This is a genomic window from Halorhabdus sp. CBA1104 (assembly GCF_009690625.1).
Lineage (GTDB): Archaea > Halobacteriota > Halobacteria > Halobacteriales > Haloarculaceae > Halorhabdus.
In genome coordinates this window covers 1,974,765-1,998,507 of record NZ_CP033878.1, presented here as the reverse complement: position 1 = coordinate 1,998,507, position 23,743 = coordinate 1,974,765, and the positions used below count along the sequence as shown (strand labels likewise).

General features: G+C 62.9%; 22 protein-coding genes. 5 read left to right on the top strand and 17 right to left on the bottom strand.

The window, feature by feature from the left end:
- Nucleotides 1-14: 14 nt before the first annotated feature.
- Both Hrd1104_RS10085 and Hrd1104_RS10080 read left to right on the top strand, forming a co-directional pair.
- A complete protein-coding gene (locus Hrd1104_RS10085; protein ID WP_229770461.1) occupies nucleotides 15-1,118 on the top strand; it encodes a TrmB family transcriptional regulator in 1,104 nt (367 codons plus the stop codon).
- A gap of 81 nt (nucleotides 1,119-1,199) precedes the next feature.
- On the top strand, nucleotides 1,200-2,681 hold the full coding sequence (locus Hrd1104_RS10080; RefSeq protein WP_154552637.1) for a glycoside hydrolase family 32 protein: 1,482 nt from the start codon (nucleotides 1,200-1,202) through the stop codon (nucleotides 2,679-2,681).
- A 55-nt stretch (nucleotides 2,682-2,736) separates the two neighbouring features.
- On the opposite strand, the gene Hrd1104_RS10075 is transcribed toward Hrd1104_RS10080, so the two are convergent.
- From Hrd1104_RS10075 to Hrd1104_RS10055, 5 genes are all read right to left on the bottom strand, one after another.
- Nucleotides 2,737-3,927: an ABC transporter ATP-binding protein gene (locus tag Hrd1104_RS10075; RefSeq protein ID WP_154552636.1), complete on the bottom strand. Its 1,191-nt coding sequence runs from the start codon at nucleotides 3,925-3,927 to the stop codon at nucleotides 2,737-2,739.
- A gap of 6 nt (nucleotides 3,928-3,933) precedes the next feature.
- Nucleotides 3,934-4,893, bottom strand: coding sequence for a carbohydrate ABC transporter permease (locus Hrd1104_RS10070; protein WP_154552635.1), 960 nt, complete (start codon nucleotides 4,891-4,893; stop codon nucleotides 3,934-3,936).
- 1 nt (nucleotide 4,894) lies between these two features.
- Nucleotides 4,895-5,893, bottom strand: a complete 999-nt coding sequence (locus tag Hrd1104_RS10065; RefSeq protein WP_154552634.1) for a carbohydrate ABC transporter permease — start codon at nucleotides 5,891-5,893, stop codon at nucleotides 4,895-4,897.
- 282 nt (nucleotides 5,894-6,175) lie between these two features.
- Nucleotides 6,176-7,651, bottom strand: coding sequence for an extracellular solute-binding protein (locus tag Hrd1104_RS10060; RefSeq protein ID WP_154552633.1), 1,476 nt, complete (start codon nucleotides 7,649-7,651; stop codon nucleotides 6,176-6,178).
- A 452-nt stretch (nucleotides 7,652-8,103) separates the two neighbouring features.
- Nucleotides 8,104-8,694, bottom strand: a complete 591-nt coding sequence (locus Hrd1104_RS10055) for a hypothetical protein (protein WP_154552632.1) — start codon at nucleotides 8,692-8,694, stop codon at nucleotides 8,104-8,106.
- 180 nt (nucleotides 8,695-8,874) lie between these two features.
- Between Hrd1104_RS10055 and Hrd1104_RS10050 the strand changes: the two genes are divergently transcribed.
- Nucleotides 8,875-10,473 (top strand): alpha-amylase family glycosyl hydrolase, encoded by a 1,599-nt coding sequence (locus tag Hrd1104_RS10050; RefSeq protein WP_154552631.1) that lies wholly within the window; start codon nucleotides 8,875-8,877, stop codon nucleotides 10,471-10,473.
- A gap of 165 nt (nucleotides 10,474-10,638) precedes the next feature.
- Here Hrd1104_RS10050 and Hrd1104_RS10045 read toward each other — a convergent pair whose 3' ends face one another.
- Together Hrd1104_RS10045 and malQ are read right to left on the bottom strand one after the other, a co-directional pair.
- Entirely contained in the window at nucleotides 10,639-12,891 is a 2,253-nt protein-coding gene (locus Hrd1104_RS10045; protein ID WP_229770460.1) for an alpha-amylase family glycosyl hydrolase, read from the bottom strand.
- A 109-nt stretch (nucleotides 12,892-13,000) separates the two neighbouring features.
- Entirely contained in the window at nucleotides 13,001-14,485 is a 1,485-nt protein-coding gene (gene malQ / locus Hrd1104_RS10040) for a 4-alpha-glucanotransferase (RefSeq protein WP_229770459.1), read from the bottom strand.
- A 114-nt stretch (nucleotides 14,486-14,599) separates the two neighbouring features.
- Between malQ and Hrd1104_RS13365 the strand changes: the two genes are divergently transcribed.
- Nucleotides 14,600-14,821, top strand: coding sequence for a hypothetical protein (locus Hrd1104_RS13365; protein WP_229770458.1), 222 nt, complete (start codon nucleotides 14,600-14,602; stop codon nucleotides 14,819-14,821).
- Here the strand turns inward: Hrd1104_RS13365 and Hrd1104_RS10035 are convergent.
- From Hrd1104_RS10035 to Hrd1104_RS10025, 3 genes are all read right to left on the bottom strand, one after another.
- Entirely contained in the window at nucleotides 14,775-15,755 is a 981-nt protein-coding gene (locus Hrd1104_RS10035; RefSeq protein WP_154553234.1) for a 5,10-methylenetetrahydromethanopterin reductase, read from the bottom strand. The genes Hrd1104_RS13365 and Hrd1104_RS10035 overlap by 47 nt on opposite strands.
- Before the next feature lie 52 nt (nucleotides 15,756-15,807).
- Entirely contained in the window at nucleotides 15,808-16,563 is a 756-nt protein-coding gene (locus tag Hrd1104_RS10030; protein ID WP_154552628.1) for a coenzyme F420-0:L-glutamate ligase, read from the bottom strand.
- A gap of 85 nt (nucleotides 16,564-16,648) precedes the next feature.
- Nucleotides 16,649-17,143 (bottom strand): metallophosphoesterase family protein, encoded by a 495-nt coding sequence (locus Hrd1104_RS10025; RefSeq protein WP_154552627.1) that lies wholly within the window; start codon nucleotides 17,141-17,143, stop codon nucleotides 16,649-16,651.
- A gap of 88 nt (nucleotides 17,144-17,231) precedes the next feature.
- On the opposite strand from Hrd1104_RS10025, the gene Hrd1104_RS10020 reads away from it, so the two are divergent.
- Nucleotides 17,232-18,476 (top strand): NUDIX domain-containing protein, encoded by a 1,245-nt coding sequence (locus Hrd1104_RS10020; RefSeq protein WP_154552626.1) that lies wholly within the window; start codon nucleotides 17,232-17,234, stop codon nucleotides 18,474-18,476.
- A 152-nt stretch (nucleotides 18,477-18,628) separates the two neighbouring features.
- Here the strand turns inward: Hrd1104_RS10020 and Hrd1104_RS10015 are convergent, their stop codons facing one another.
- From Hrd1104_RS10015 to Hrd1104_RS09985, 7 genes are all read right to left on the bottom strand, one after another.
- Nucleotides 18,629-18,976, bottom strand: coding sequence for a rhodanese-like domain-containing protein (locus Hrd1104_RS10015; protein ID WP_154552625.1), 348 nt, complete (start codon nucleotides 18,974-18,976; stop codon nucleotides 18,629-18,631).
- 73 nt (nucleotides 18,977-19,049) lie between these two features.
- A complete protein-coding gene (locus Hrd1104_RS10010) occupies nucleotides 19,050-19,586 on the bottom strand; it encodes an NUDIX hydrolase (RefSeq protein ID WP_154552624.1) in 537 nt (178 codons plus the stop codon).
- On the bottom strand, nucleotides 19,579-19,992 hold the full coding sequence (locus tag Hrd1104_RS10005) for a hypothetical protein (protein WP_154552623.1): 414 nt from the start codon (nucleotides 19,990-19,992) through the stop codon (nucleotides 19,579-19,581). The genes Hrd1104_RS10010 and Hrd1104_RS10005 overlap by 8 nt, the downstream gene beginning before the upstream one ends.
- A complete protein-coding gene (locus Hrd1104_RS10000) occupies nucleotides 19,993-20,451 on the bottom strand; it encodes a DUF5809 family protein (RefSeq protein WP_154552622.1) in 459 nt (152 codons plus the stop codon). It abuts the gene before it with no gap.
- Between the two features lie 24 nt (nucleotides 20,452-20,475).
- The gene (locus tag Hrd1104_RS09995) at nucleotides 20,476-20,955 is read right to left on the bottom strand and encodes a DUF5810 domain-containing protein (RefSeq protein WP_154552621.1); all 480 of its coding nucleotides are present in this window, start codon (nucleotides 20,953-20,955) and stop codon (nucleotides 20,476-20,478) included.
- A 67-nt stretch (nucleotides 20,956-21,022) separates the two neighbouring features.
- Nucleotides 21,023-21,538, bottom strand: a complete 516-nt coding sequence (gene rimI, locus Hrd1104_RS09990; RefSeq protein WP_154552620.1) for a ribosomal protein S18-alanine N-acetyltransferase — start codon at nucleotides 21,536-21,538, stop codon at nucleotides 21,023-21,025.
- Nucleotides 21,539-21,603: 65 nt separating this feature from the next.
- Complete coding sequence (locus tag Hrd1104_RS09985) at nucleotides 21,604-23,577, bottom strand: aconitate hydratase (protein ID WP_154552619.1); 1,974 nt, start codon at nucleotides 23,575-23,577, stop codon at nucleotides 21,604-21,606.
- Nucleotides 23,578-23,743 lie beyond the last annotated feature (166 nt).

Genomic DNA, 23,743 nt, shown 5'->3' with positions numbered 1-23,743 from the left:
ATCTATCGAATACAATGACTGACACTTCCGAAACGCAGGCGATGAACGAGGCGACACTCACGACGATACTCGAAGACGCTGGGCTCTCTCCGTACCAGGCCAGTGCGTACGTCGAGATTCTCAAGCTCGGATCGGCGTCGGCGACGACAATCGCCAAGGAGAGTGACGTTCCCGATCCGCGGATCTACGACGTGCTGCGAGATCTTGAGGAAGCTGGGTACATCGAGACCTACGAACAGGACAGCCTCCGGGCCAGAGCGTTCAGTCCCGCGGCCATCTTGGAGGATCTCCGTGAGCGGGCGACCAACTTCGAGACTGCTGCCGACGAGATCGAGAACCTGTGGGAAGCGCCGACAATCGAGACTCACACGGTGAATTTCGTCAAGCGGATCGACACGGTTCTCGATCAAGCTGCGGCGATCATCCGCGAAGCGAGCGACCAGGTGCAGCTGGCAGTGAACCTCGACCAGTTCGAGCAACTCCGCCCCACGCTTGAGGCGGCCCACGAGAACGGCGTTCACATTCGGATTGGGATCTATATCGACGAAGACAGTGACGAACCGTTTCCCGACCTCGACGAGCTGGAAAACGTCGCGACGGAAGTCGGTTACCGGCCAGTCCCGGTCCCCTTCGTGGCGGTCGTCGATCGGACGACGACCTGTTTCGCGCCGCACAAACTGTCGATGAATCGATACGGGATGATCGTCAAGGATCGAACCTACGCCTACATCTTCCACTGGTTTTTCCTCGCCGGTATCTGGGAGTCGAACTTAGAGCAACTCGTGACGGACGCTGACGCCCCACCGATGACGTACATCAACGTCCGTGAATGCATCCGAGACATTGCCACGCCCCTCTCGGACGGGGCCACGATTACGGCGACGATCGACGCTGTTGCTGTCGACACCGAGGCGTCTCGTTCCCTCGCCGGGACGATCGTCGACGTCTACTACACCGGACTCGAGAAATATCCGGCCGACGCGCCAGTCCTGTATCACGGCGGGCAGGCGACCATCGTCTTAGACACTGGAGAGCGGGAAATCGAGATCGGGGGCTGGGGTGCCGTCATCGAAGATTACGAGGCGACCCGCATCGTCATCGAATCGATCGAAGACTGACGACCGCTTCGAGACGAATTCGCCGACGAAACGTCGGGGCCGTCCGTCGGGTTTTATACTCCCGCACGCTCGCACCAACGTATGGACCACGTGACGGCACTTCCGGACCGGATTGCGGAGCGAACCGCCGAGGCGCGGGCCCGGCGACGACGCTTCGACGATGACCCGTTCCGTCCCAACTACCATTTTTTCCCGCCGGGGGGAGTGCTTCACGATCCTAATGGAGCCCTGTACTGGAACGGTCGGTATCATCTGTTCTATCAGTTTTGGCCGCCGACTATCCCCGAAACCCGCGAGTGGGACGCAGCTATGCACTGGGGGCACGCTGTCAGCGACGATCTCGTCCACTGGCGTGATCTCCCGATCGCTCTCGGGCCAGACAGTGGTCCCGAACGCGGGTGTTACAGCGGACAGGCACTCGTCGAAGACGAGCGCGTACTCCTGGCGTACTTCGGAACGGATGCGGGGATCTGCCTCGCGACTGGAACTGACGAGTATCTCCTCGACTTCCAGAAGTTCGAGGCGAATCCGGTCGTTCCGGTCGACGAGGACGCGCCCTACGAGATCTTCGATCCCTGCCTGTGGGCCGACGGTGAGATCTATCGCTTGCTGTCGGGCTGGAAGACCGACCGCCGGGCCACCGAGTTTCTCTTCGAATCCGACGACCTCCGGGAGTGGACCTATCACGGGCCACTCCTCGAAGACGGGTTCTATACCGACCCCGACGAAGACGGGGCGGTCCCGAACTTCTTTGCCCTCGACGGAAAACACGTCCTTCTCTGTTTTTCCCATCCGCGAGGGCCTCACTATTACGTCGGTGAGTACGACGATACAGGGCCGACCTTCGATATCGAAACGCACGGCCGCTTGAATCACGGCCCCGTCGACCAGGGGAACCTCCACGCACCGTCGGTCCTCCACGAGGGCGACCGACGCGTCGCCTTCTTCAACGTGGTCGAGGGCCGGCGGAACTGGCAGGACACTCCCACTGAGGGCTGGGCGGGCGTGATCGGTCTGCCCCGCGACCTCTCGATCGAGGACGGCCAACTCCGCCTCGAACCCGTCGAAGAACTCCGGACGATACGGCGCGATCACCGTCGTGTCGAATCAGTCTCCCTCTCGCCCGAAGACGAGTGGCAGTTCCCCGAACCCGGCGGTCGGAGCATCGAACTCCACGCGACGGTCGATCTCGGTGATGCTGACCAACTCGATCTCGGCGTGTTGGGGTCCCAGGATGGGTCCGAACGGACGACGATCTCCTACTGGCGTGGAAGCGACGCCCTCGGGATCGACACGAGTCACTCGAGTACCGACGCCGCGGTACTTGCCCGCCCGCCGGAAGTCGGTTCGCTCGTACTCGACGACGACGAGTTACTGGACCTCCGGGTGTTCGTCGATACAACTATCGTCGAGGTGTTCGCCAACGGCCGCCAGACGCTTACGGCGCGGGTGTATCCGAACGTGGAGAGTACTGCTATCTCGTTGCTCGCGCGTCGGGGATCGGCCCACCTGCACTCTCTGGACGTCTGGACGATGGACGATATTTGGCACGCCAACGAGTGAGTCAGACGCCCGACGATCGGTCCGGCCAGACTATCGCCCGAAAAACGACCGCCGTTCAGTCGTCGGCTTGTGCTTCGTCTTCGCCGGACCCGGTACCCATCATCGCACCCTGGATCACTCCGTGTGAGATCGCAGCGCCACTATCCGTATCGAAGAGGTGGAGCCGGGACCGGTCGAAGACGATCTCGACCGTTTGGTCTTCGGTGATGTCGGTCGCCGGATCGACACTCATCAACAGGCCTTCACGCTCTTCGACGCTTCCCATCCCGTCTTCACTGCCGGCCTCGACCGGTTTGAGATAGACGAAAATCTCATCGCCCATCGGTTCGAGCACGTCGGTGACGACCTCGACGCGGGTACTTGGCTCGGCCGCTTCTGCTTCGTTTTCGACGAGATAGATATCTTCGGGCCGGATGCCGATTTCGACCGCCTCGCGGGCGGCGAGGCCGTCGACGGCGGCGGTATCGTACGACAGGGAGTACCCGTCCGCCTGCAGGTCGCCGTCTCCCACCGTTGCGGGAACGAAGTTCATCGACGGCGAGCCGATGAATCCCGCGACAAACCGGTTGGCCGGCTCGTTGTAACAGGTCAACGGCGGGGCAATTTGTTGGAGTTCGCCCCCGTTGATGACGGCGATCCGATCGGACATGGTCATCGCTTCGGCCTGGTTGTGGGTGACGTAGATGATCGTCGTCTCCAGTTGCTTGTGTAGCCGCTGGAGTTCGGTCCGCATGTTGACCCGGAGTTTGGCATCCAGATTCGCCAGCGGCTCGTCCATCAGGAACACGTCCGGGTCCCGGACGATCGACCGAGCAATCGCGACGCGCTGCCGCTGGCCACCGGACAACTCGTCGGGCATCCGGTCGAGCATCCCCTCCAGCTCGACAACCTCGGCTGCGTCTTCGACCCGCTCGTCGATCTCGTCTTTCGGGAAATCACGAAGCCGGAGGCCAAAGGAGATGTTGTCATAGACGTCCATGTGGGGGAACAGTGCGATGTTCTGGAACACCATCGCGATCCCACGGTCCTTTGGCGGGAGGTTCGTGACTTCCCTGTCGCCGATGTGAATGGTCCCCGATGTCGGCTTGGTGAGCCCGGCGACTGTCTCGAGTGTCGTCGATTTCCCACAGCCGGACGGACCGACGAGCGTGATGAACTCGCCGTCCTCCAGATCGAGATTCATGTTGTTGACTGCCATTACGTCCTCGTATGATTTCGATACGTCGTCGAGTTTGACTCGTGCCATCGTTAGTTACTCCTTGAGTGCTCCTTGTGTCAGTCCGCTTACGATCTTATCCTGTGCGAGGACGACGAGGATCGCGACCGGCACGATCGCGACGAGACTCGCTGCGGCCTGTAGATCGTACCGAACGGTGTACCGCGACTGGAAGGCGAGGACGCCGTTGACGATCGGTGCCCACTCGCTTGCTGCATCGCCGGTCATCAGGAACGAGAAGAAAAACTCCGTGTAGACAGTAATGAACGTCAGGATGCCGGCTGTGGCCACTCCCGGTGCCGACAACGGCATGATGACTCTGAACAGCGCCCCGATCCGGGTCGACCCTTCGACTCTGGCGGCGTCTTCGAGTCCGTCGGGGATCTGCGCGTAGAAGGTCATGAGGATGAAGACCGCAAGCGGCATCGTGAATGCACTGAGCGGGGCGATCACGGCCCCTGGGGTCCCGTATACCTCCGCCGGGAGCATGAAGAGGCCGAGCATCTTCACCTGCTGGTTGAACGCCCGGAACAACGGCAAGAACAGTGTCGCGGGCGGGAACCAGCTCAGTACGAGCAGTGAGAACAACAGCGGAAGTTTGCCGCGGAAATCCAGACGGCCGAACGCGTATCCTGCCAGACTCGCGACCAGAATCACGACGACGGTGACGGTAGTCGCGTAAAACAGGCTGTTGAACATGAACCGCGCGAACGGCACTTGCTGGAAGATATCCACGAAGGCGTAGAGATCGATCTCCGTGGGGATCAGTGGGATGTTCGTCTGGCCTGGCGGTGCCATCGCGACCGCGAACAGCCAGTACAGTGGGAACAACGTCGTCGTCAGCAAGACGCCGCCCATGAACACACCCAGCACCGCGTAGGCCTTCTGTGGGTTGCGTATCCAGTCGGCGGCCCACGCTTGGATTCGGTTTTTCGACTCCTCGTCCTGGTCGTCGAGCGTTTCTGCGTCGTCGTGGTCTTGTGCGTCGATACTCATACTATGTCAACCCCAGGCTCTGGTTGCTGTACCGGATGAACAGCAGATATACCGAGATGAACACGCCGACCGTGATGGCGATGAGGACGCTCACGGCTGCTGCTGACCCGTACAGTGTCGTCGATCCGAAGGTAAACTCCGTCACCAGACACGTCATCGATGGGACTGTCGAACAACCGACTCCGGTGGACTCGATGATCCCGTAGACGCGGAGTGCCCCCATCGTCCGGAATAGCATCGCGACCATGAGCGCGGGGAAGACCAGTGGGAACGTGATGTACCGGAACCGCTGCCAGGTCGAGGCACCCATCACGTCGGCTACTTCGTACAGGTCCTGGTTGACGCTCTCCATCCCGGCCAGGATCAAAAGCGCCATGAACGCCGACGTCTTCCAGATGTCGGCTACCGTGACGATGACAAAGCCACTGAATGCATCACCCAGCGGTAGCTGTGAGAACACTCCCAGCTGATGGAGTGGGCCGGTCAACAATCCGTACCCGGGCCGGAACAGGAGGAAGAAGATCATCCCCTGGATGACGATCGGAATGGCCCACGGGATGATGATCAGGACGCGGACGAGTCGCTGGCCACGATACTCCGCTTTCATCAACATCGCGTACGCGAATCCGAGCAGGGTCTCCCCGGCGACGCTGATGATCGCGAACAACAGCGTCACGACGAGCGCCTGCTGGAGGAGCGGCGTTTCCATCGCCGGATCCAGGAACGTCAACGTCGCGAAGGCGTTCGAGTCGGTGAGCAAACTGACGTAATTTTCGAGCCCGATGAACCCGCCCAGACTCTCCGGGCCGACGATGACGTCTTCGAAGAACGACATCCGGAACGACGATGCAAGCGGCCAGAAGGCGAACAGGAGCAAGATGAGAAATCCTGGAGCCAGCAACAACAACGCGTAGGTTTGCTCGCTCAGGTTTTCCGTCCACGTCGCCAGGCGCGAGACGACGCCACCCCGCTCTGAGGACCGTGTTCCCTCAACTCCCATGGGTCGGGGCACCTCTGTCAGTATTTGCGTGTGATTGCCACTCAATCATGCGTTCGGTCATCCTCAAGTCTATCATTTGAATATTGTGATTCGTTTGAACGTGTGTCCCAGCTTTGGTTGTCTCTCCATGCCGACGGGATCGGTCCAGACTGCTCTCCGTCTCGAGGAGGTGCCTGATAGCACGGGTATCCGCCGTCCCTGGGCCCCTTCTCCACTACAGGCACCCTGTCGACTTTGGTCGGTGTTCCCTATCGAGCCGGACCGGCCTTCGACGCGATCGTCCTAGGCCTGGTCTTCGATCGCTTTGATCTTGGTTTCCAATTGCTGGGCTGCGTCGGCTGCCGACTTCTTTTTCGTGAGTGCAGCGTTGACTTGTTTCGCGATAACAGTCGACTGGGTGGGCCAGACGGATGTCGTCGGCCGTGGCATGAGGTTCTCGGCGGCGTAATTGAGGGGTTTGAAGTACGGCCCGTAGGTCGGGTGTTCCTTGACGTAGTCGTACAGCGACGGCTTGGGCGGCATGTAGTTTGCGACGTCGAGTTGGGTCTTGTGCATCGCGTCGCTCCACCAGGCTTTGATGACTTCCTTGGCTGCAGCCTTGTTGTCGCTGTAGGGATTCATCGAGAGGATCCAGCCACCCTGGGCGTGCCAGGAGCCGTTGGGGCCTTTCGGCAGGGGCATCACGCCGAGTTCTGCTTCCGTGCCCTCGAATTTGTCTGCTGCACCACCGATGGCGTAGGTCCAATTGCGCTGGGTGACGGCGTTTTGGGCTTCGAAGATACTCTTCGTGTCGGGTTCGATCCAGCCACCGACCTCCTGGGGTGAGACGCCCGCGACGTCCATCGGCGATTCGCCCTCACCGTAGACCAGATCGCGTGCCAGCTCGATACCGTCGATGGCTTTCTCGTCGCCGATCGTGACCGGTCGATCGCCGATCGGCCCGAAGAGGTTGTCCTCGCCGCCAAAGAAGGACCCACCCATGCTCGTCAGGAACTCGTTGAACGTACAACACGACAGTCCACCGTAATTTTTGCCCTGCCAGACGTGGCCATAATCCACGTCGCCGGCTTGCTTGGCTTCTGCGACGATAGACGAGAACGTATCCCAGCCGATCGGGTTCGATTGCCACTGCTCGAAGTCAGACTCGGTGTAGCCGACTTCCTTGAACAGGTCCTTTCGATACTGCACGGTCGGGAAGTCCGGGAAGACCGGAATCGAGTACAGATCGCCCGTCTCTGGGTGTTGTCCTGTCTGTACCATCGACCGGACGCCTTCGTCGTAGACCTGGGAGATGAACTCGTCGCTCATCGCCTCAGTCAAATTGACGAGATCGCCCCGAACGATGAACGGGATCGTCCATCCGTTGTCCGTCAACACGAGATCGGGGTCCTTCGACTCCGCGTTGATCTGTGTTCTGAGACGCTGCTGTTTGCTCCCCGTCTGTTGGGCAGCGGAGTTGAGTTGGATGTCGACCGAATCCGGCACGCCCTGTTCGTGAAGGACTTTCGTGAACTTGTCCTCGTTCTGTTCCCACACCTTCCCCGCGAACACCGAGACCTTCCCGCCGATCTCGCCACCGTCGGCCGTGCCAGTCGTGGCACCGTCTTGGTCGTCTCCGCCCGTATCGCCCCCACTGTCTGTCGTGGTGTCTCCACCGCCACATCCTGCGAGACCCGCTGTCACGCCTGCCGCGCCAGCAGCCTGGATGAACCGTCGCCGGGACACGCTCGACGAACTGCCGTTGTTGCCGTTGGGCATATTTTATTCCAGTGTTCTGGGGTCACTTCAATCTTCCGCTGGTATGACTACAGTTGTTGTAAACTTCTCTCACTACCGACAAATAACATCCTCTAGTGACATGATTACGTACTCGAAGATTCACAGCGCTGCTCTACCGTCTGCTGTACTGTGTCCGGTCGTCGACAATGGGGCCGACAGCCGTTGGGGGTCTTCGGCGTGCTGTATACGCCCTTCGTACTCCTGGACGGGCTCTCCTGGCGCTGTCTTGGCCCCTTTGTCGTCGCTGGTCTCTCTCGCTCACACTCGATCGTTCCCCACTGCTGGCAGACAGTGCGCGCTCGTTCTATCCGGTCTCACACATTGCCATCACCCCGCGGACAGAGCCTCCAACCCCATCTCTCTTCTCCACGTCACGTACAACCACCTGCGGGGACCGCTAGGTCACACTCCCCTCGTTCATCGCTTCGCTTTCAGGACCCTGTGTCGGCCATCCACGCATCGACCACACGGGGGAACAGTCCTGTCGCCGTTGCGCTGACAACGAGCGACCATAGCACTCCAGCCGCCACTCCTGTTTGGCCAGCCACGATACTCCCACCGTGGATCGCAACGAGGAGGATGCCGTTAAAATAGAGTAGTCTGAGCCAGATGAGCGTGGGCAACAAGCGAGCCCACCCCGGAGCGTCGGTCAACGGTGGCGAGATCCAGCCACCCCTGAGGAGCGTCCCGACAACGATCATCGTCAGCAGGGCCACAATCCACGCCTCGAACAGGGCGACCGGTTCCCGGACCGGGGCGACAGGGAGATACAGCATCACCGGCAGTGTGAGGCTTCCGACCTCACCGGCAATCCGACCGATATCGGCCAGCACCACACCGAGGTGCCCTTTCTCGCTGCCGGTCCGGTTCCCGATGGCCAGAAACTCCCGTCGGTAGTTGGACGTGGCCGCGCTCGTCTCTCGACCGGGCGGCCCATGTCGTGGACTGTGCCCCCCACCTCGATGTGCACGCGTCCTGTTTGGCAACCCGTCGCCTCGGCCTGGCCGTGTCGAGTCGCTCATTACGTTTCCTTTCGAGTAAGTGGAGTTAAATGTCCCTCCGGACACTCTCTTGGGCGCGCTCTCAGACGAGCGTCGCCTCGAAACTGTCGGGACTCGACCGGCGAACCTTTGTATGCACCTCTCACATCGTGACGTATTGCAGAGTGCCCCTCCGCGGGACGCCACGAACGGAGTGATTAGATGACAGACACAATCGAAACGCTGTGGGAAGACATCTACGGGACAGCGTATCCAGACAGGAAAGCCGCGCTCCTCGAATTACTCGAGGAACGCAACGAACAGGCCACGTACGTCCCCGAAGAGACCGACTGGTATCAAACCGGCGTCGTCTACTCGCTGTACGTCGATCTGTTCGCCGAGGACTTTCACGGGTTGATCGATCGACTCGACTATCTCGAAGAGCTGGGCGTGACGGTCGTCTGGCTGTTGCCAGTTCTCGAATCGCCGATGGTCGATCAGGGATTCGACGTCGCTGACTTCTCGCGTGTCCGAGACGAACTCGGCGGGAACGAGGCGTTCCTCACGTTCATCGAGGCAGCTCACGACCGCGATATCAAGGTCGTGTTCGATGTCCCCATCAATCACACATCTGACCAGCATCCGTGGTTTCAAAATGCTCGTGACAGTCCGGATGCTGCGTACCGTGACTACTACATCTGGAACGACGATACCGACAAATACGCCGAGACGCGTCTCCTGTTGAAAGGCGTCTCGGACTCGAACTGGACGTACAGCGAACCCACAGACGAGTACTACTTCCACCGGTTCTACGACATCCAACCGGATCTCAACTACGAGAATCCAGCCGTCTTGATCGATATGATCCGGATTCTGACCCGCTGGCAGGTGGCGGGCGTCGACGGGTTCCGGATGGATGCCGCGCCCTTCCTCTGGAAACGTGAGGGGACAAACTGCGAGAACCTCCCCGAGACCCACACGATCTTGCAACTCTTCCGGGCGGCCTTCGATTACGTTTCGGAGGGGACGGTCATGATCGCCGAGGCCAATCAGGAACCGTCCGACGTCGTCGATTACTTCGGTAGCGGCGATGAGTGCCACGTCGCGTACAACTTTCCGATCATGCCGACGTTCTTCCTGGCGCTCGCCGAGAACGATCCGACCTACATCACCGACGAGCTCGAACGCCTAGAGACACTCGATATCCCCGACACCGCACAGTGGTTTACGTTCCTGCGCGTTCACGACGAGTTGACCTTGGAGTTCGTCGACCCGGACGAGCGCCGCCTCCTCAACGACGAGTATCGCAGGGACGACGACTGGGACTTCCGTGACGGGGAGGGTATCTCCGGGCGGCTGTATGACCTTCTCGAGACAGATCCCGAGCGTGTCCTGCTTGCGTACTCGCTTCTGTTCTCTATCGAGGGGACGCCGATCATCTATTACGGTGACGAGATCGGCATGTCGAACGATCGTGCGTTCTTCGAGGAGATGAACGAGAAACTCGGCTACGACGACAGCCGCTACCTCCATCGTGGCCCCTTCGACGAGGAGCGCAAGGCAGCCGCGATGGCCGGCGACGATCCAGATGCCCACACGATCTGGACTGGCCTTCGGGAGATGATCGGGACTCGAACCAGTAATCCGGCATTGTTCGCCGAACAACCGACCTACCGGGTCGAAAACGGTGTCTTCGTCTCGACGCGAACCCACGGCGACCGGACCCTCTCTACGTACAACAACGTGACGACGGCCTCACGCACGGTCGACGGCATCGACCTCGATGGCCACGAATACGTCTGGCGTCTCTCAGACCGATAGATCCAGGGGACGGCCGACAGTCGTGCCCGAACCGAGCCGGAGACGCTGGGAGTTCAACGTGGCCGCTACCAGGCGATAGCCCTTCGCGTCCCTGGAGTGTTGTTCGGATCGGCCCGATCGACCGTTCGAGCTCTTCCTAGACCGGGGACGACTCGGCTGGCGGCCTCACCTGGAGTCGCCCTGATCGAACAGCGTCGGCGTCTCGAAGACGGCGAGCGTCTCGACTTCGACGGTCACCGCGTCTTCGGCACTCGCAACTTCGAGGTCGGTATCGGAGAACTGATCGTGCGTGTCCACGACACTGCGTAGATCGACCTGCTTGGGTTCCGCACCGAAGTTGATCACGACGACGCGTTTTTCCTCGCCAGCGTCGCGGCCAAACACCAGCACGTCCTCGCTGGCGTCGGTCCGGTAGGCTTCACGGACCAGCGTCGCCTCGGGACCCGTGACTGGCGACTCGTGATAGAAGTCGACGAGGGCCGAGACGAACTCGAGGTGTGGGGCGTCGTATTCCTCCCAATTCATGAACGCCCGCTTGTACGGGTCGGCTTCGATGTCGTCGGTCTCGTCTTCCCGATCGCTGAATGGACTCTCCCGGCGTTGCCCGTACTCACCGATGAGTCGCTCTTGGCCGTAGTACAGCATCGGTACGCCCGGGAGTGTGAACGACGCCGACAGTGCCCCACGCTCGGCGGCGGCCGGGTCCTCTCGGACCCCGTTGGCTTTGGCCTCGTGATAGATGCGTGATTCGTCGTGGTTCTCCGTGGCGTTGATGAGGCGGCTGTGTTCGGGGAACCCGTAGGATCGCCGGGCTCGGACCTTCTCGAAGAGGTCTTCCGGCGGCCGTTCGCCCCGAGCGACGGCGTGGGCCGTGTGCATGTATCCCATCGAGTCAAAGTGCAGGTCGAATTCGGACTCGCCCATCGACGGAATCCGCGGGATCGACTCGTCGAGCCACATGAAGTCGGTATCTTTCTCGCGAGTCAACCGACGGGCCTCCGTCCAGAAGGAGTGGGGGACGCCCCACGCGATGTCACACCGGAACGCGTCGACGATATCCGACCAGAAGTCTACGGCGGCGAGGATGTGCTCTCGCAGCGCCAGATTGCCGTAGTTCAGGTTCGGGTGTAGGCGGACGTCGAAGAAGCTCGTCTGTGCGGGTGTGGCATCGTTGTCAGTCGAGCCTGTCTGGCGGTCGAACCAGTCGAAGTACGGCGACTCGGTGTCCCAGGCCTGGATATCAGGAAACGCGTAGGGGTCCTCGGGATCGTCGCCGAGGTCGGCGATCGTGTCTTGCCAGTACGCGTGGTCCCAGCCGACGTGATTGGCGACGAGATCGAACGCTACTTTGATGTCGTGATCGTGGCAGGTCTCGACGAACGCCTCGAACGCCTCGATCGTGCCGAGGTCTTCGGCGACGGTAAAGTAATCGCTGGTATCGTAGCCGTGGGGACCGCCCGGCGGGGTGTCGGCCGTCCCGCTCCAGGCAGGGACGATCGGCGTCAACCAGAGGAGGTCGATGCCCAACTCGTCGAGGTACTCTACTTTCTCGGTGAGGAACTCGAAGTCGGTTTCGCCCTTTTGGCCGGCAAACGACCGCGTGAAAATCTCGTAAACGACGGCATCGTCGAGCCACTCGGGGGCACGATTAGGGTAAGACACCGCCGTCTCGTCCGGGTCGAGGACGATTTCGTCGGTCGCGCCGAGTGTGACGCCATCGAAGGGAGCGGCGAACACTCGCGTCGGCCCATCCAGTGCCTCGATGGGCACGCGGGCAGTGTTCCCCTCGACGTCGATCTCGTCACGATCGAGGCTGGCTCTGTCTTCGGGCAGAAACGACACGCGCAGATCAGATTCGGTCGCGAAGCTGTCGGGCGCGAGTTCCGGGTTCGATTCGATCACGAACGATTCGGACTCTGGGTCGTAGTGGCTCTCGAGGTCGATGCGTGGTGGGCCACCCGCTTTCTCGCCCCAGGCGTCGTCATCGTCGAGATCGAATTGCTCGAAGCCGTCTTCGAGGCCCGGTCCAGGGAACACCTCGATGGTCAACTCGTGGGTGCCGTCCGGGGCCGTCAGTTCCAGCACGTACGTTCCCGGCTCGTCCGGCTGGAACTCGGCCGTATTGTGCGATCCCTCGTCGTACCGCACCGCGTCGCTGTACGGGTTGGGGGCATACTCCAGGCCAGCCTTCGATCCCGCTGGTTTCTCCCGGAGCTGCCAGGTGAACGCGTCGGCGTCGTAGGCGTCGGGATCTCGCTCTGGGTTACCCGCGATCGTCGGCGCGAGGTTGTCTCTGTCGTAGCCGTGTCCCAGGTCGACGAAGCCGGGATCGACGATACGCTCTCCGAGTTGCAGAAACCGCGGTGGTCCGGGGTGGTGGCCCCCGGTGCGTTCGGTATATGTCATGAAATTTTTCATCAGCGGCGTTGTGCCGACTATCCAGATACCCGATTTTTCTCCTTAAAAATATTGTGTCTCGGGAATTTACTCGCTGTTTCAGCCCAGAGCCCGTTTCGCTGGGCTGAAATCAGGCTCTATCGGTACGACGACTCACGGCGGCGAGTCGCTCGGCAACGTCGTCAGTCAGCTCCGATGGCAGGACTCGCCATTCCCAGTTGCCCTCGGCGGTCCCGGGGAAGTTAAACCGGTGGGCAGTCCCGAGTCCCAGCAGGTCCTGACACTGTACGAGCGTCAGGACGGCCTCGGACGCCCAGATCGTTTCGACGATGTTCCAGTGGGGATCGTCGCTGTTGCCGTCGACGACGTCGTGGAGGCACTCCCGTTGTGCGTCCGACAGTGACGCGTACCAACCGGGTACCGTGTCGGTGTCGTGGGTACTCGCATAGGCGACCGTGTTTTCGGTATAACTGGCCGGATGATGTCCCTGGCTGGGATCACACCAGTCGGCCATCGCGGCGACGCTCATGCCCGGGAACTCGAAGGCGTCCCGGAGGGCACGGGTCTCCTCGGTGATGTGGCCCAGGTCTTCGACGATGATCGGCAACTCGCCAAGTTCCGCTTCGACGGTCTGGAACAACGCTTCGCCGGGGCCGGTCACCCACTCTCCGTCGACGGCGGTGTCGTGGTCGGCCGGAATCTGGTAGAAACTCTCGAAGCCCTTGAAGTGGTCGATCCGGAAGACGTCGAAGCGGTCGAGCAACCCCTCGAACCGTTGGAGCCACCACTCGTACTCGTCTTCGGCGTGGGCCGCCCAGTCGTAGACCGGCATCCCCCAGAGCTGTCCCGTCTCGGAGAACTCGTCCGGCGGCACGCCCGCGACGTAGGCGGGTTCGAGGTCCTCGTCCAGCTTGAACAGCTCGGGATTGGCCCACACGTCGGCGCTGTTGGTGCCGACGTAGATCGGCATGTCGCCGACCAGTGAGACGCCGCGATCGTCCGCATACGACCGGAGCGCCTGCCATTGGGTCTCGAAGACCCACTGGAGGAACTTTCGAAAGCGGATCTCTTCGGCGAGTTCCTCACGATATCGATCGAGTGCGTCGGGATCGCGGTGTTTGGCTTCGGCTGGCCACTCGACCCACTCGCCGTCGAAATGGTCGTTCAACGCCCGAAAGAGTGCGTACTCTTCGAGCCAGTCGCCGGCCTCCCCACAGTAGGTCTCGAAGTCCGTCTTTGCCGCCGGCTCGGCGTCCGCCTCGAACCCGGCGAAGGCATCACGCAGCGCCTCCTGCTTGAACGCGTCGACGCGATCGTATTCGACCTCACGCTCGTCGAACCCCGGCCGGTCGAGGTCGGCCAGCCAGCCCCGATCGACGAGTGCATCCAGATCGATGAACAGTGGATTCCCGGCCCGCGCTGAATACGCCGAGTACGGCGAGTTCCCCACGTCGGGGTCGGTCGGCCCGATCGGGCAGGTCTGCCAGAGTGACTGCTCGGCCGTGGCGAGGAAATCGACGAACGTCTCGGCCGGCGCGCCGAGCGTCCCGATTCCATCCGGCCCAGGAAGTGACGATACGTGTAGGAAAACCCCGCTTTGCTTTTCGAACGCCATGCTTCCGGTCGGTTGACGGCACTCCCTTGAAAGGCTGTCGCGTTCGCGCCTGCTCACGCCTGGCCGAGAGTGCCCAGGCCAAGCATCCAAGTGCCCTGGCTGCGAAGTCGTCGCATGGCCTCGTTTCTCACGAAGCTGATGAACAGTCTCTTCGACGCACCTGCCGAATTCGTCGACGTGGCGAGCCAGGGGCCGATCAGCGCGCTTTTGGTCGCGCTGGGGGCCCTGTTCGTCGGCGCGGCGGTCCTGGCCGGCGGGGTACTGGGTCTTCGTGCTGTCGTCGATCTCCTCACGCCATTCCGGCCCGATCGAGTGCATCGGCCGCGAGATCGATAGCTGTCTCGACGTCGGGGCCAAGCGGTGAGGCGACGACGACACTATCGACGTACTCGCCGGCTGCTTGGAGGTGATCGGCGACAGTCTCGGGCGTTCCCGCGATCGTGAACGCGTCGATCATTGCCGGTGTGACTGCCTCGAACGCGGTGTCGAAGTCGCCTTCCTGAATCGAGTCACCGATCGCGCTCGCTCGCTCGCGATCGAGGTCGTGCCGATCGAGCACCGGTGGGGCCGCGCTCCCGGCAATAAAGGCGACCGGCGGCCGGGCTGCTTCGCGAGCGGCCTGGGCGTCGTCGGCGACGCTGACGCTCGCGTAGGCGGCCACGTCCAGTTCACCACGATCGTCCGGCCGGTCGGCTTCTCCCTCGGCGATCCGGTCGGCCGACCAGGAGAGATCGCGGGGATGGGCAGCGTTGACCAGCACGCCGTCGGCGTGCTTTCCGCTCATGCGGAGCATGTGTGGCCCCTGTGCGCCGACGTAGACCGGAATCGCGTCCACTTCGTAGTTCAGGCTCGCGTCGCTCACTTCGAACAGTCCGTCGTGGTCGACGGTCTCGCCCGCCCAGAGTCGCTGGGCCACTTTGAAGGTCTCCAGAACGCGTCGGAGTGGCGACTCGCGTTCGACACCGAGGTTCGACAGCGTGGCGGCGTCGCCCGCGCCGATCCCGAAGACACCACGACCGTCGCTGACCTCCTGTAGGGTCGCCATCCGGGAGGCCAGTCTGACGGGGTGGGTCTCGTAGGGGTTGACGACGCCCGGACCCAGGTCGATCCGGTCGGTCGCGGACGCGATCGCCGAGAGCGTCAGAAACGGGTCGCGGTTGTTGTAGTGGTTGCTGGCAAAGACCGTATCGAAGCCGGTTGCTTCGGCGCGTTCTGCCAGTCGCGTTACGTCCTCGATTGGGTGTTCGGGGGTGAGTTCGATTGCTCGCATGTGTGTGGGGTTGTCGATCGGGTCGGCGGTGGTGCTGTCGGCGTTCGATGTCTCAGTCGGTGCTGTACTCATAGCCCCTGAGTGCCTGGCGGACGAGATCCGACTCGGGGTCGCGAAACAGGGCGTCGTGACCGTCGTGGTCGCCGAACGCAAACTCGCGGACGACGGCCACGGGCCGGCCGTCTGCGCCTTCGCCGGTGACCAGGTTGGCCGTCGCGGCGAGTTCGTCGGCGACGGCCTCGACGGTCGCCGTCAGTTCCCGACCCTCGCGGTCGTGTTCGCCCCGCCAGTCACGGCAGGCTGGCAGACCCGCCCAGCCCAGAGCTACACCGCGTTGGCCCTGTCGGAACGGTCGTCCGGACGTGTCGGTGACGACGACGGGGACGCCGAGCGCGTCGTGTAGCCGTCGTGCACTCGCCGTGGGGTTTTCGGGCAACAACAGTAGGTCCGTCTCGGGGACGTTCGAGCGATCGATGCCCGCGTTGACCGTGATATGCCCGAACTGCGTCACCGCGAGGATAAACGGGGCCGCAAGCAGGATCTCCTCGCTCTCTTCGAGGACGGCCTGGGCGAAGCGGGGGTCCTTTGGCTCGTCGGCGATCTCGCCGATCCGCTCGGCGATCGCCCGTGCACGCTCGCCCGGTTCGAATGCCGCCAGATTGGCCCCGCGGCCCTCGGCCTTTGAGACGACCGTGCTGGCGACACAGAGAACGTCACCGTCCTGCAGGTCGACGTTGTCCTCGATCAGGCCCGTCAGGTCCTCGCCCGGGCGGACCTCCGGCAATCCATCGACCGCGAAGACCTCCATACGTCGACTCGGGTGGGTGGCCCAAAAAGTCGCCCGGTCGTGACGCTTTCAGCCGACGACGAAACCCTGCGTGTCCGTGGCTGGCTTACTCTCGGTGGACTGTCACGTCGAGTTCCCCGTTGGCGACCTCGGCGGTCAGCATCGTCGCCTCCGCTGCGGGTGCCGCGCCGGTGACGCTGCCGGGGTTGAGCAGGCGGACGCCGTCGACGGTCTCGTCGCACAGTTCGTGGGTGTGGCCGGCGACACCCACCGTCGGGCCGGCTGTCGCCGCCTCGTCGACGATTTCGGCGACGCGCTGTTCGTACTCCTGGCGCGAGCCAGTCCCGTGCGTGATGACGAACTCGACGCCACCCAGCGTCACGGTCTGTCTCTCGGATAGGCCAAGCGATCGGGGGTCCATGTTGCCCGCGACGGCCGTCAGCCGCGGGGCGACGGAGCGAACGTCTGCCAGCGCTTTCGAGGAATCGAAGTCGCCGGCGTGGATGACGTGATCGGCCGCTCGCATGCGATCGCGTGCCCACGAGGGTATCGAACCTTCTCGCGACGGGACGTGTGAATCGCTGACGATGGCAACCTCCATGTTCGGGCTACCGTGACGGGGCGTCTTAACTTCGTGGTCACCCGATCCTCGCGCCACTTTTGAGAGCATCCGACCTCTCACTCTCGATATGGACGAAACACACGTCGTCACCTGTTTTCTGCGTCAGCGGGGCGAGGTGTTGCTCTTGGATCGCAGCGAGGCGGTCGGCTCCTACAGCGGCCAGTGGGGGGCCGTCTCGGCTCACCCAGAGGGTGATCCGGACGCGGCTGCCCGCCAGGCGATCGCCGAACAAACGGGACTCGACGGGCGTGTCACGCTGATCCGTGCGGGAGAACCGCTCGATGTCGTCGACGAGGGCCGTGACACGCGGTGGGTCGTCTATCCGTATCTGTTCGACAGCGACGACCGAACAGTCGAGCCCAACTGGGAGACCAGTACATTCGAGTGGGTCCACCCGACGGCGATTCTCCGTAGGGAGACCGTCCCCGCCCTCTGGGCGTCCTACGAGCGCGTCCGCCCGACCGTCGAGACCGTCCAGTCCGATTGGGAACACGGCTCGGCCTGGCTCTCGATGCGGGCGCTGGCGGGACTCCGCGACGAGGCCGGACAGGTAGCGACGGGAACGCAGGCGGGTGACTGGGATCGACTCGCGGACGTGGCCACAGACCTTCGGGCGGCCCGTCCGTCGATGCCCGTCATCGAAAATCGCGTCAACCGCGTCATGGCACGGGCGGACCAGACGCCGGCGAGCATCGAGACGACGGCCATAGACGGACTGGCACGTGCGGCCGATGCCGATAGCGAGGCGGCGCGAACCGCGGCCGAGCGGTTGCCCGATCGCGTCGCCACGCTGTCGCGGTCGGGAACCGTTCTGGCAACGCTCGACCGCGCGACCCCCGAGGCGGTGTTGATCGCCGAGTCACGGCCGGGCGAGGAAGGGGTCGACGTTGCAGCATCACTGGCTGGGGAGATGGATGTCACGCTCAGCCCAGACGCCGGCCTGGCCTGGGCGATTTACGACTGGGACGCCGAGGCACTCCTCGTCGGAGCCGACGCGATCTATTCTGCTGGGACGGTCCGCAACAAGGTCGGCACGCGAAGCGCGGCCCTCGACGCTGCCTACGAAGGTATCGATGTGCTCGTCGTCGCTAGCGTCGACAAAATCGACCCTGATCCGAGTGGCTCCCTCGAACGCGCTGACCCAGCCACGATCTACGACGGCCCAGCAGCCATCTCGCCCGCCAGGCCGATCTTCGACGAGACGCCGCCCGATCTGATCGACGCGATTTGCACAGAGCGTGGGGTCCTCTCAGTCGAAGATATCGAGGACATCGCGAGGGCACACCGGGCCAACGCGGACTGGTCCGCGTGAGGGACGCGCAACGTCGTCGACTGGAGGTGGGCAACTTATCTGCTTGCCAGTCCAATCGGCCAGTGGTGGCGATGACGAGCAGTTACCCCCACTGAGCCCCTTCTGATGAGAGCCTTTCCCGAGCCACCGTCTTCGTGCCCGATAGCGACCGCTCAGTTCGCGTCGGATTGTTTCGGCGGGTCCTCGCTGCCTGTTTCGAGGTCGCCGTCCCAGCCTTCTAGTCCACATGCGAGACTCTCGACCGGGCCCGAACAGCCCTCGTAGGCGGCGATCAATCGGGCGGCCCGGACGCTGGCCTGGCCGTGCGGGCAGACAGTGACCACCCGATCGGCCCCGTCGAGACGCTCGATCTCCTCGGGCAGGCCCGAAAGCGGCAGATTCTCGCTTTCGGGAATGTGGCCCCGATCGAAGGCTCTTGGCGGTCGAATGTCGACGATCCGCAGGTCGGCCTCGGACTCGCGCAGTTCTCGTAGTTCTGCAGCTGACAGTTCCCCGTCCATATCCTTTCTCAGTGCTGTCGCCGGGAAAACCGCGACGATAGCCGCCGGCTATTCCGCTATCTCCGGTGGCGGTTTAGAGTACCCCGTCTGCCTGAGCCAACAGGAGCGCCTCGATCGTCGCGTCGTTGGCGGGCTCGGCCCGGACACGATCTACTGCGTCTTCGATGGGGACGGTGACGACCTCCAGAAACTCGTTGTCGTCGAGACTGGCCTCGACGGGTTCGAGCCCTTCCGCGAAGACGATCCCGCGCTCGTGGCGCATCGCACCCGTCGCCACCCAGAAGTCCTCGAGGAGTGCAGTGCCGGCCGGATCGAAGCCGGTCTCTTCCCGGAGTTCACGCGCGCCGGCTTCGGTGTAGGATTCGCCGTCCTCGACGATTCCGGCCGGCAGTTCGAGACAGTGCTTGCGGATCGCCGGCCGATACTGCTGGACCATCACGATCTCGTCGCCGGCCACCGGCAGGACGACGACCGCGGGCGGTAGCTCGGCCCAGTAGTAGCGTTTCGTACTCCCGTCTGGCTGTTCGACCAGGTCGTAGCCGGCGGTGAACCAGCCGGTCTCGTATTCGGCGACCGATTCCCGGATCGGCCAGTCGTGATCTTCACTCATCGGCCGTTCCTCCCAGCTCTTGTGTGATTGTCACTCTGTAGTAGCGGTCGCCGTCACGGACGTAGATAGCGTCGCCGTCGTTCGCGTCGGGATTGCGCTGCCGGAGGGCGTCGATCTCGTCGAACGGCGAGTGAGTGAACGCCTCCTTGAAACCGATGTACCCCTTCCAGTAGCGATCCGAGCGCCCGGACTCTCCTTCGCTTGCGGCAGCCATCGCGGCCGCCGTGTACGGATACCGCCGCTCGTCGAGGTCGCTCACGTTGACAGCCGAGTGCTCCTCGACCGGCGTCGCGGTCAGGTAGTAGGGATCACCGCTCTTGATGAGACTCGGCAGCGCCCCCAGCGCCAACAGGAAGACGACGATACCGAGGACGACCAGCGCCGCGATGCGGGTCCGTCGGCGCATCTACTCGCCCTCCTGTCGATCGTCGCTGTCTGGATCGCCGGGATCGGCCAGGATATCACGGTACAACTGACCGAACGCTTGCCGGCGGAGGGTTCCGACGGCAGCCTCCCGGGCGTCTTGGAACGTCGTCGCGACGATCCGGTCGGCAAACGGCGGGGCGTGCCAGACAACCCGATCGACGTTTTCACTCCCGGTCTGGACGAGTTCGGCGTCTCGCTTCCCACAGACGGTCTCGAATTCCACGCGTGTGCCGACCGTGACCTCGAGCATGGACGCAAAGAGTGCGTCTTGGGCCGTCTCGACGACGGTCTCGGTCACATGGCGGTCGAATGCTTCGCTGCTCAGGTCCATCGCCCTGGCCACCTCCCGGACGACGACGTCTGCGACCGGTCTGAGTTCCGCGTACCGGTTGCGGGCAGCGTCCCGAGTGTCCGGGGTAAACAGCCCCTCTGTTTCCATGCGCGTCGTTTCGAGTGGCGGCCACTACTCGGTTTCGCCCGTCTCGTCTTCGCCCTCGTCTGCTCGCTCTCGGCCGCCGCGTTCACGTCGTGCCCGCGTCATCTCGTAGGCCTCCTTGAGGGCAGCCTGGGCATCCGTGTCCAGTGGTGGGTTCGAATCGGCAGTGACGGCCTCGTCGAAGTCATCGAACGCGACACCAGGTTCGTGTTCCTCAGTGTCGATCTCTGTCACTCCATTTGGGCGGTCGGCCCGTTTGCCGGTCGCGTCCGGCGATCCCTGCGTGTGATCGTGCGGGTCGCTGTCTCGCGAGAGTTCCGTCTCTTCGGCATACTCGAGGACCTGTTCGGCCAGGCTGTCGTCGTCGGCATCTTCCCAGTCTGGCGCGTGTTCTTCGAGCCAGGATTCGTGGTCGTCGTCACCCAGCAGTGCCGTAAACGCCAGGTGGTCGGCAAGGTGTTTGGCGTCGGCCTGTGGGGACGTACAGACCGGACACGCGTATCCCATAGTCGTATCGAGGCAGGCCCCACGGAAAGACTTCCCGACTGTACACCACTGGCGTCTGTCTCCGGGCTCACCCCCAGGTTTGCAACATGACGAGGGCGTCTTCGCCGTCGTCGTAATAGCGTGGAATCGTCCGTCGGTGGACGAACCCAGTCCGCTGGTAGAGGCGCTTTGCCGGATCGTTGCTCTCCCGAACTTCGAGCTTGATCGAGCCAACGCCCGTCGAGCGCAGTGTACAGACGGCTCGCTCGAGCAGCTGGCGGCCGATCCCCGTTCGGCGGCAGTCGGGGTGGACGGCCAGGTCTTTGACGTGCCCGAGTGGCGTCCCGTGATTTGGCACGGCATCGGCGACGATGTACCCGATGACGGCGCCGTCCTGGCCACTGTCGCGATCGACGGCAACGAGAAACGCGGGGGCGTCGAGAAATCGCTCGAAGGCACCGATCGACCACGGCTGCGGGAACGACCGCTGCTCGATATCGACGACGGCCAGCAGATCCGAGCGCCTGGCCGACCGGATGAACGGCACGGTCGTCGTCTCGGAAGCGATCGCCGTCACAAACACGGGTAGGAAACCGATCGGCATAGGGCTATCGCCCTGGTCAGTCGGTGACCGACCCGTCGAAAACCGAGACCGACACGACTCTGCGATCAGTCGTCTGCGGGCGTTTCGGTGTCTGAATCCTCGTATTGCATCTTCGTGTGCGGGAGCTTCCCGCCGTTGGCGAGGATCTCACGCTCGCGCTCGGAGGCATCCAGGTGGCCGGTCGCTTCCCACTCGTCGTTGACGCGGATCGTGAACTCTTGGGCACCCGAGCGGACGGCACCCGCGACGTCGTCGACGATCTCGATATCGTCGCCCTGGTCGATTTTCTCGTAGGTGTCTGCGTCGATCTCCAAGGGCAGTAGGCCGAAGTTGAACAGGTTGGCCTTGTGGATGCGCGCGAAGCTCTGGGCCAGTACACCCTCGACGCCCAGATACATCGGGCACAACGCTGCGTGTTCACGCGAGGAGCCCTGGCCGTAGTTCTCGCCGGCCACGAGGAAGCCACCGTCGGCCTCCAGAGCGCGGTCGGCGAAGTCTTCGTCGACCCGTGAGAGCGTGAACTCCGAGAGTTTGGGGACGTTGGACCGATACATCAGGATGTCCTGGGTCGCCGGGATGATGTGATCGGTCGTGATGTCGTCGCCCATCTTCAGCAGCGTCGGCCCACCGAGGTCGGCGTCCATCGGGTCCTTCAGGGGGACGTCCGCGATGTTCGGCCCCTTGATGAGGTCGTCGTCGACGGCGTTCTCCGGCTCGATGATGTCCGTGTCGGCGCCGTAGTACTCCTCGGGCAGTTCCATGCCCGGGGCCTCCAGGTCGCCCAACTCCTCGGCCAGATCGCGCGGATCGACGATCTCGCCGGCGATGGCCGCGGCCGTCGCGACCTCCGGGGAGACCAGGTAGACGTTGTCGTCTTCCAGGCCCGAGCGCCCCTCGAAGTTGCGGTTGAACGTCCGCAGGCTGACCGAATCGCTTGCGGGCACGTGGCCGATCCCGATACAGGCCCCGCAAGTCGCCTCCGAGAAGTTGACACCGGCAGCCATCATCTCGGAAGCCCACCCCTCGCGGGCGAGCATCTCCGAGGCCTGCTTCGAGCCGGGGGCGACGATCATCTCGGTCGTCGGATCGATCTCTCGCCCTTCGAGCATCTTTGCCGACGGGAGGATGTCCTCGTAGGCGCCGTTGGTACAGGAACCGACGATGACCTGCTCGACGTCGGTGCCTTCGACTTCCCGGACTGGGACGACGTTGTCGGGCATCGACGGCGTCGCGATCAGCGGTTCGAGCTCCGAGAGATCGACCGTGATCTGGTCGTGATACTCGGCGTCCGCGTCGGGGCCGATCTCGACGTAGGCGTCCTCGCGGTCGAGCCGGGAGAGGAAGTCTCTGGTCTCCTCGTCGGTCGGGAAGATCGAAGTCGTCGCGCCCAGCTCCGTCCCCATGTTGGTGATGGTCGTCCGCTCGGGCACGGTCAGCGTCTCGACGCCCGGGCCGGTGAACTCGAGCACCTTGCCGACGCCGCCTTTCACCGAGAGCCGGCGCAGTAGTTCGAGGATGACGTCCTTGGCGGTCGCCCACTCGGGCAACTCACCCTCCAGGCGGACGTTGACGATCTCGGGCATCTCGATGTAATAGGCCCCACCGCCCATCGCGACCGCTAGATCGAGGCCGCCGGCACCGATCGCCAACTCGCCGAGTCCGCCGGGTGTCGGCGTGTGACTGTCCGACCCGAGCATCGTCTTGCCCGGCGCAGCGAAGTGTTCCTTGTGGACCTGATGGCAGATCCCGTTGCCCGGCCGCGAGAAGTACGCCCCGAATTTCCCCGCCGCCGATCGCAGGAAGCGGTGGTCGTCGGTGTTTTTGAAGTCGAATTGATACGTCTGGTGGTCACAGTACTGGGCGGCCAGCTCGGTCTGTACCTCTTCGAGTTCGAGGGCCTCGAACTGCAGCCAGACGAGCGTCCCAGTCGTGTCCTGTGTGAGCGCCTGATCGATCTCGATCCCGATCTCCTCGCCGGGGACCAGGTCCCCTTCGACGAGGTGATCGTCGAGGATCTTCTCCGTGAGCGTCTGTCCCATATCGTCCGGAGACACACCACGCACGGACATAAATCCCCGGTGTTGGCGCGAATGCTGCGGATTTGCCCTCGGGCGGTTTTGCCGGTTTCTATCGATCGACCGTGTTAGTTCGTTCACCGCACTGATTCGGGACGACGGATGTGGTGGCGGTCTCGTGTTCGGCCTC

Coding starts and splice junctions, on each gene's coding strand:
- malQ (WP_229770459.1), bottom strand. CDS start 14,485: ATGGCGTTCGAAAAGCAAAGCGGGGTTTTCCTACACGTATCGTCACTT.
- Hrd1104_RS10045 (WP_229770460.1), bottom strand. CDS start 12,891: ATGAAAAATTTCATGACATATACCGAACGCACCGGGGGCCACCACCCC.
- Hrd1104_RS10015 (WP_154552625.1), bottom strand. CDS start 18,976: ATGGACGGGGAACTGTCAGCTGCAGAACTACGAGAACTGCGCGAGTCC.
- Hrd1104_RS10055 (WP_154552632.1), bottom strand. CDS start 8,694: ATGAGCGACTCGACACGGCCAGGCCGAGGCGACGGGTTGCCAAACAGG.
- Hrd1104_RS10030 (WP_154552628.1), bottom strand. CDS start 16,563: ATGGAGGTCTTCGCGGTCGATGGATTGCCGGAGGTCCGCCCGGGCGAG.
- Hrd1104_RS10000 (WP_154552622.1), bottom strand. CDS start 20,451: ATGGAAACAGAGGGGCTGTTTACCCCGGACACTCGGGACGCTGCCCGC.
- Hrd1104_RS10085 (WP_229770461.1), top strand. CDS start 15: ATGACTGACACTTCCGAAACGCAGGCGATGAACGAGGCGACACTCACG.
- Hrd1104_RS09995 (WP_154552621.1), bottom strand. CDS start 20,955: ATGGGATACGCGTGTCCGGTCTGTACGTCCCCACAGGCCGACGCCAAA.
- Hrd1104_RS10035 (WP_154553234.1), bottom strand. CDS start 15,755: ATGCGAGCAATCGAACTCACCCCCGAACACCCAATCGAGGACGTAACG.
- Hrd1104_RS10010 (WP_154552624.1), bottom strand. CDS start 19,586: ATGAGTGAAGATCACGACTGGCCGATCCGGGAATCGGTCGCCGAATAC.
- Hrd1104_RS10075 (WP_154552636.1), bottom strand. CDS start 3,927: ATGGCACGAGTCAAACTCGACGACGTATCGAAATCATACGAGGACGTA.
- Hrd1104_RS13365 (WP_229770458.1), top strand. CDS start 14,600: ATGGCCTCGTTTCTCACGAAGCTGATGAACAGTCTCTTCGACGCACCT.
- Hrd1104_RS09985 (WP_154552619.1), bottom strand. CDS start 23,577: ATGGGACAGACGCTCACGGAGAAGATCCTCGACGATCACCTCGTCGAA.
- Hrd1104_RS10060 (WP_154552633.1), bottom strand. CDS start 7,651: ATGCCCAACGGCAACAACGGCAGTTCGTCGAGCGTGTCCCGGCGACGG.
- Hrd1104_RS10065 (WP_154552634.1), bottom strand. CDS start 5,893: ATGGGAGTTGAGGGAACACGGTCCTCAGAGCGGGGTGGCGTCGTCTCG.
- Hrd1104_RS10025 (WP_154552627.1), bottom strand. CDS start 17,143: ATGGAGGTTGCCATCGTCAGCGATTCACACGTCCCGTCGCGAGAAGGT.
- Hrd1104_RS10050 (WP_154552631.1), top strand. CDS start 8,875: ATGACAGACACAATCGAAACGCTGTGGGAAGACATCTACGGGACAGCG.
- Hrd1104_RS10070 (WP_154552635.1), bottom strand. CDS start 4,893: ATGAGTATCGACGCACAAGACCACGACGACGCAGAAACGCTCGACGAC.
- Hrd1104_RS10020 (WP_154552626.1), top strand. CDS start 17,232: ATGGACGAAACACACGTCGTCACCTGTTTTCTGCGTCAGCGGGGCGAG.
- Hrd1104_RS10080 (WP_154552637.1), top strand. CDS start 1,200: ATGGACCACGTGACGGCACTTCCGGACCGGATTGCGGAGCGAACCGCC.
- rimI (WP_154552620.1), bottom strand. CDS start 21,538: ATGCCGATCGGTTTCCTACCCGTGTTTGTGACGGCGATCGCTTCCGAG.
- Hrd1104_RS10005 (WP_154552623.1), bottom strand. CDS start 19,992: ATGCGCCGACGGACCCGCATCGCGGCGCTGGTCGTCCTCGGTATCGTC.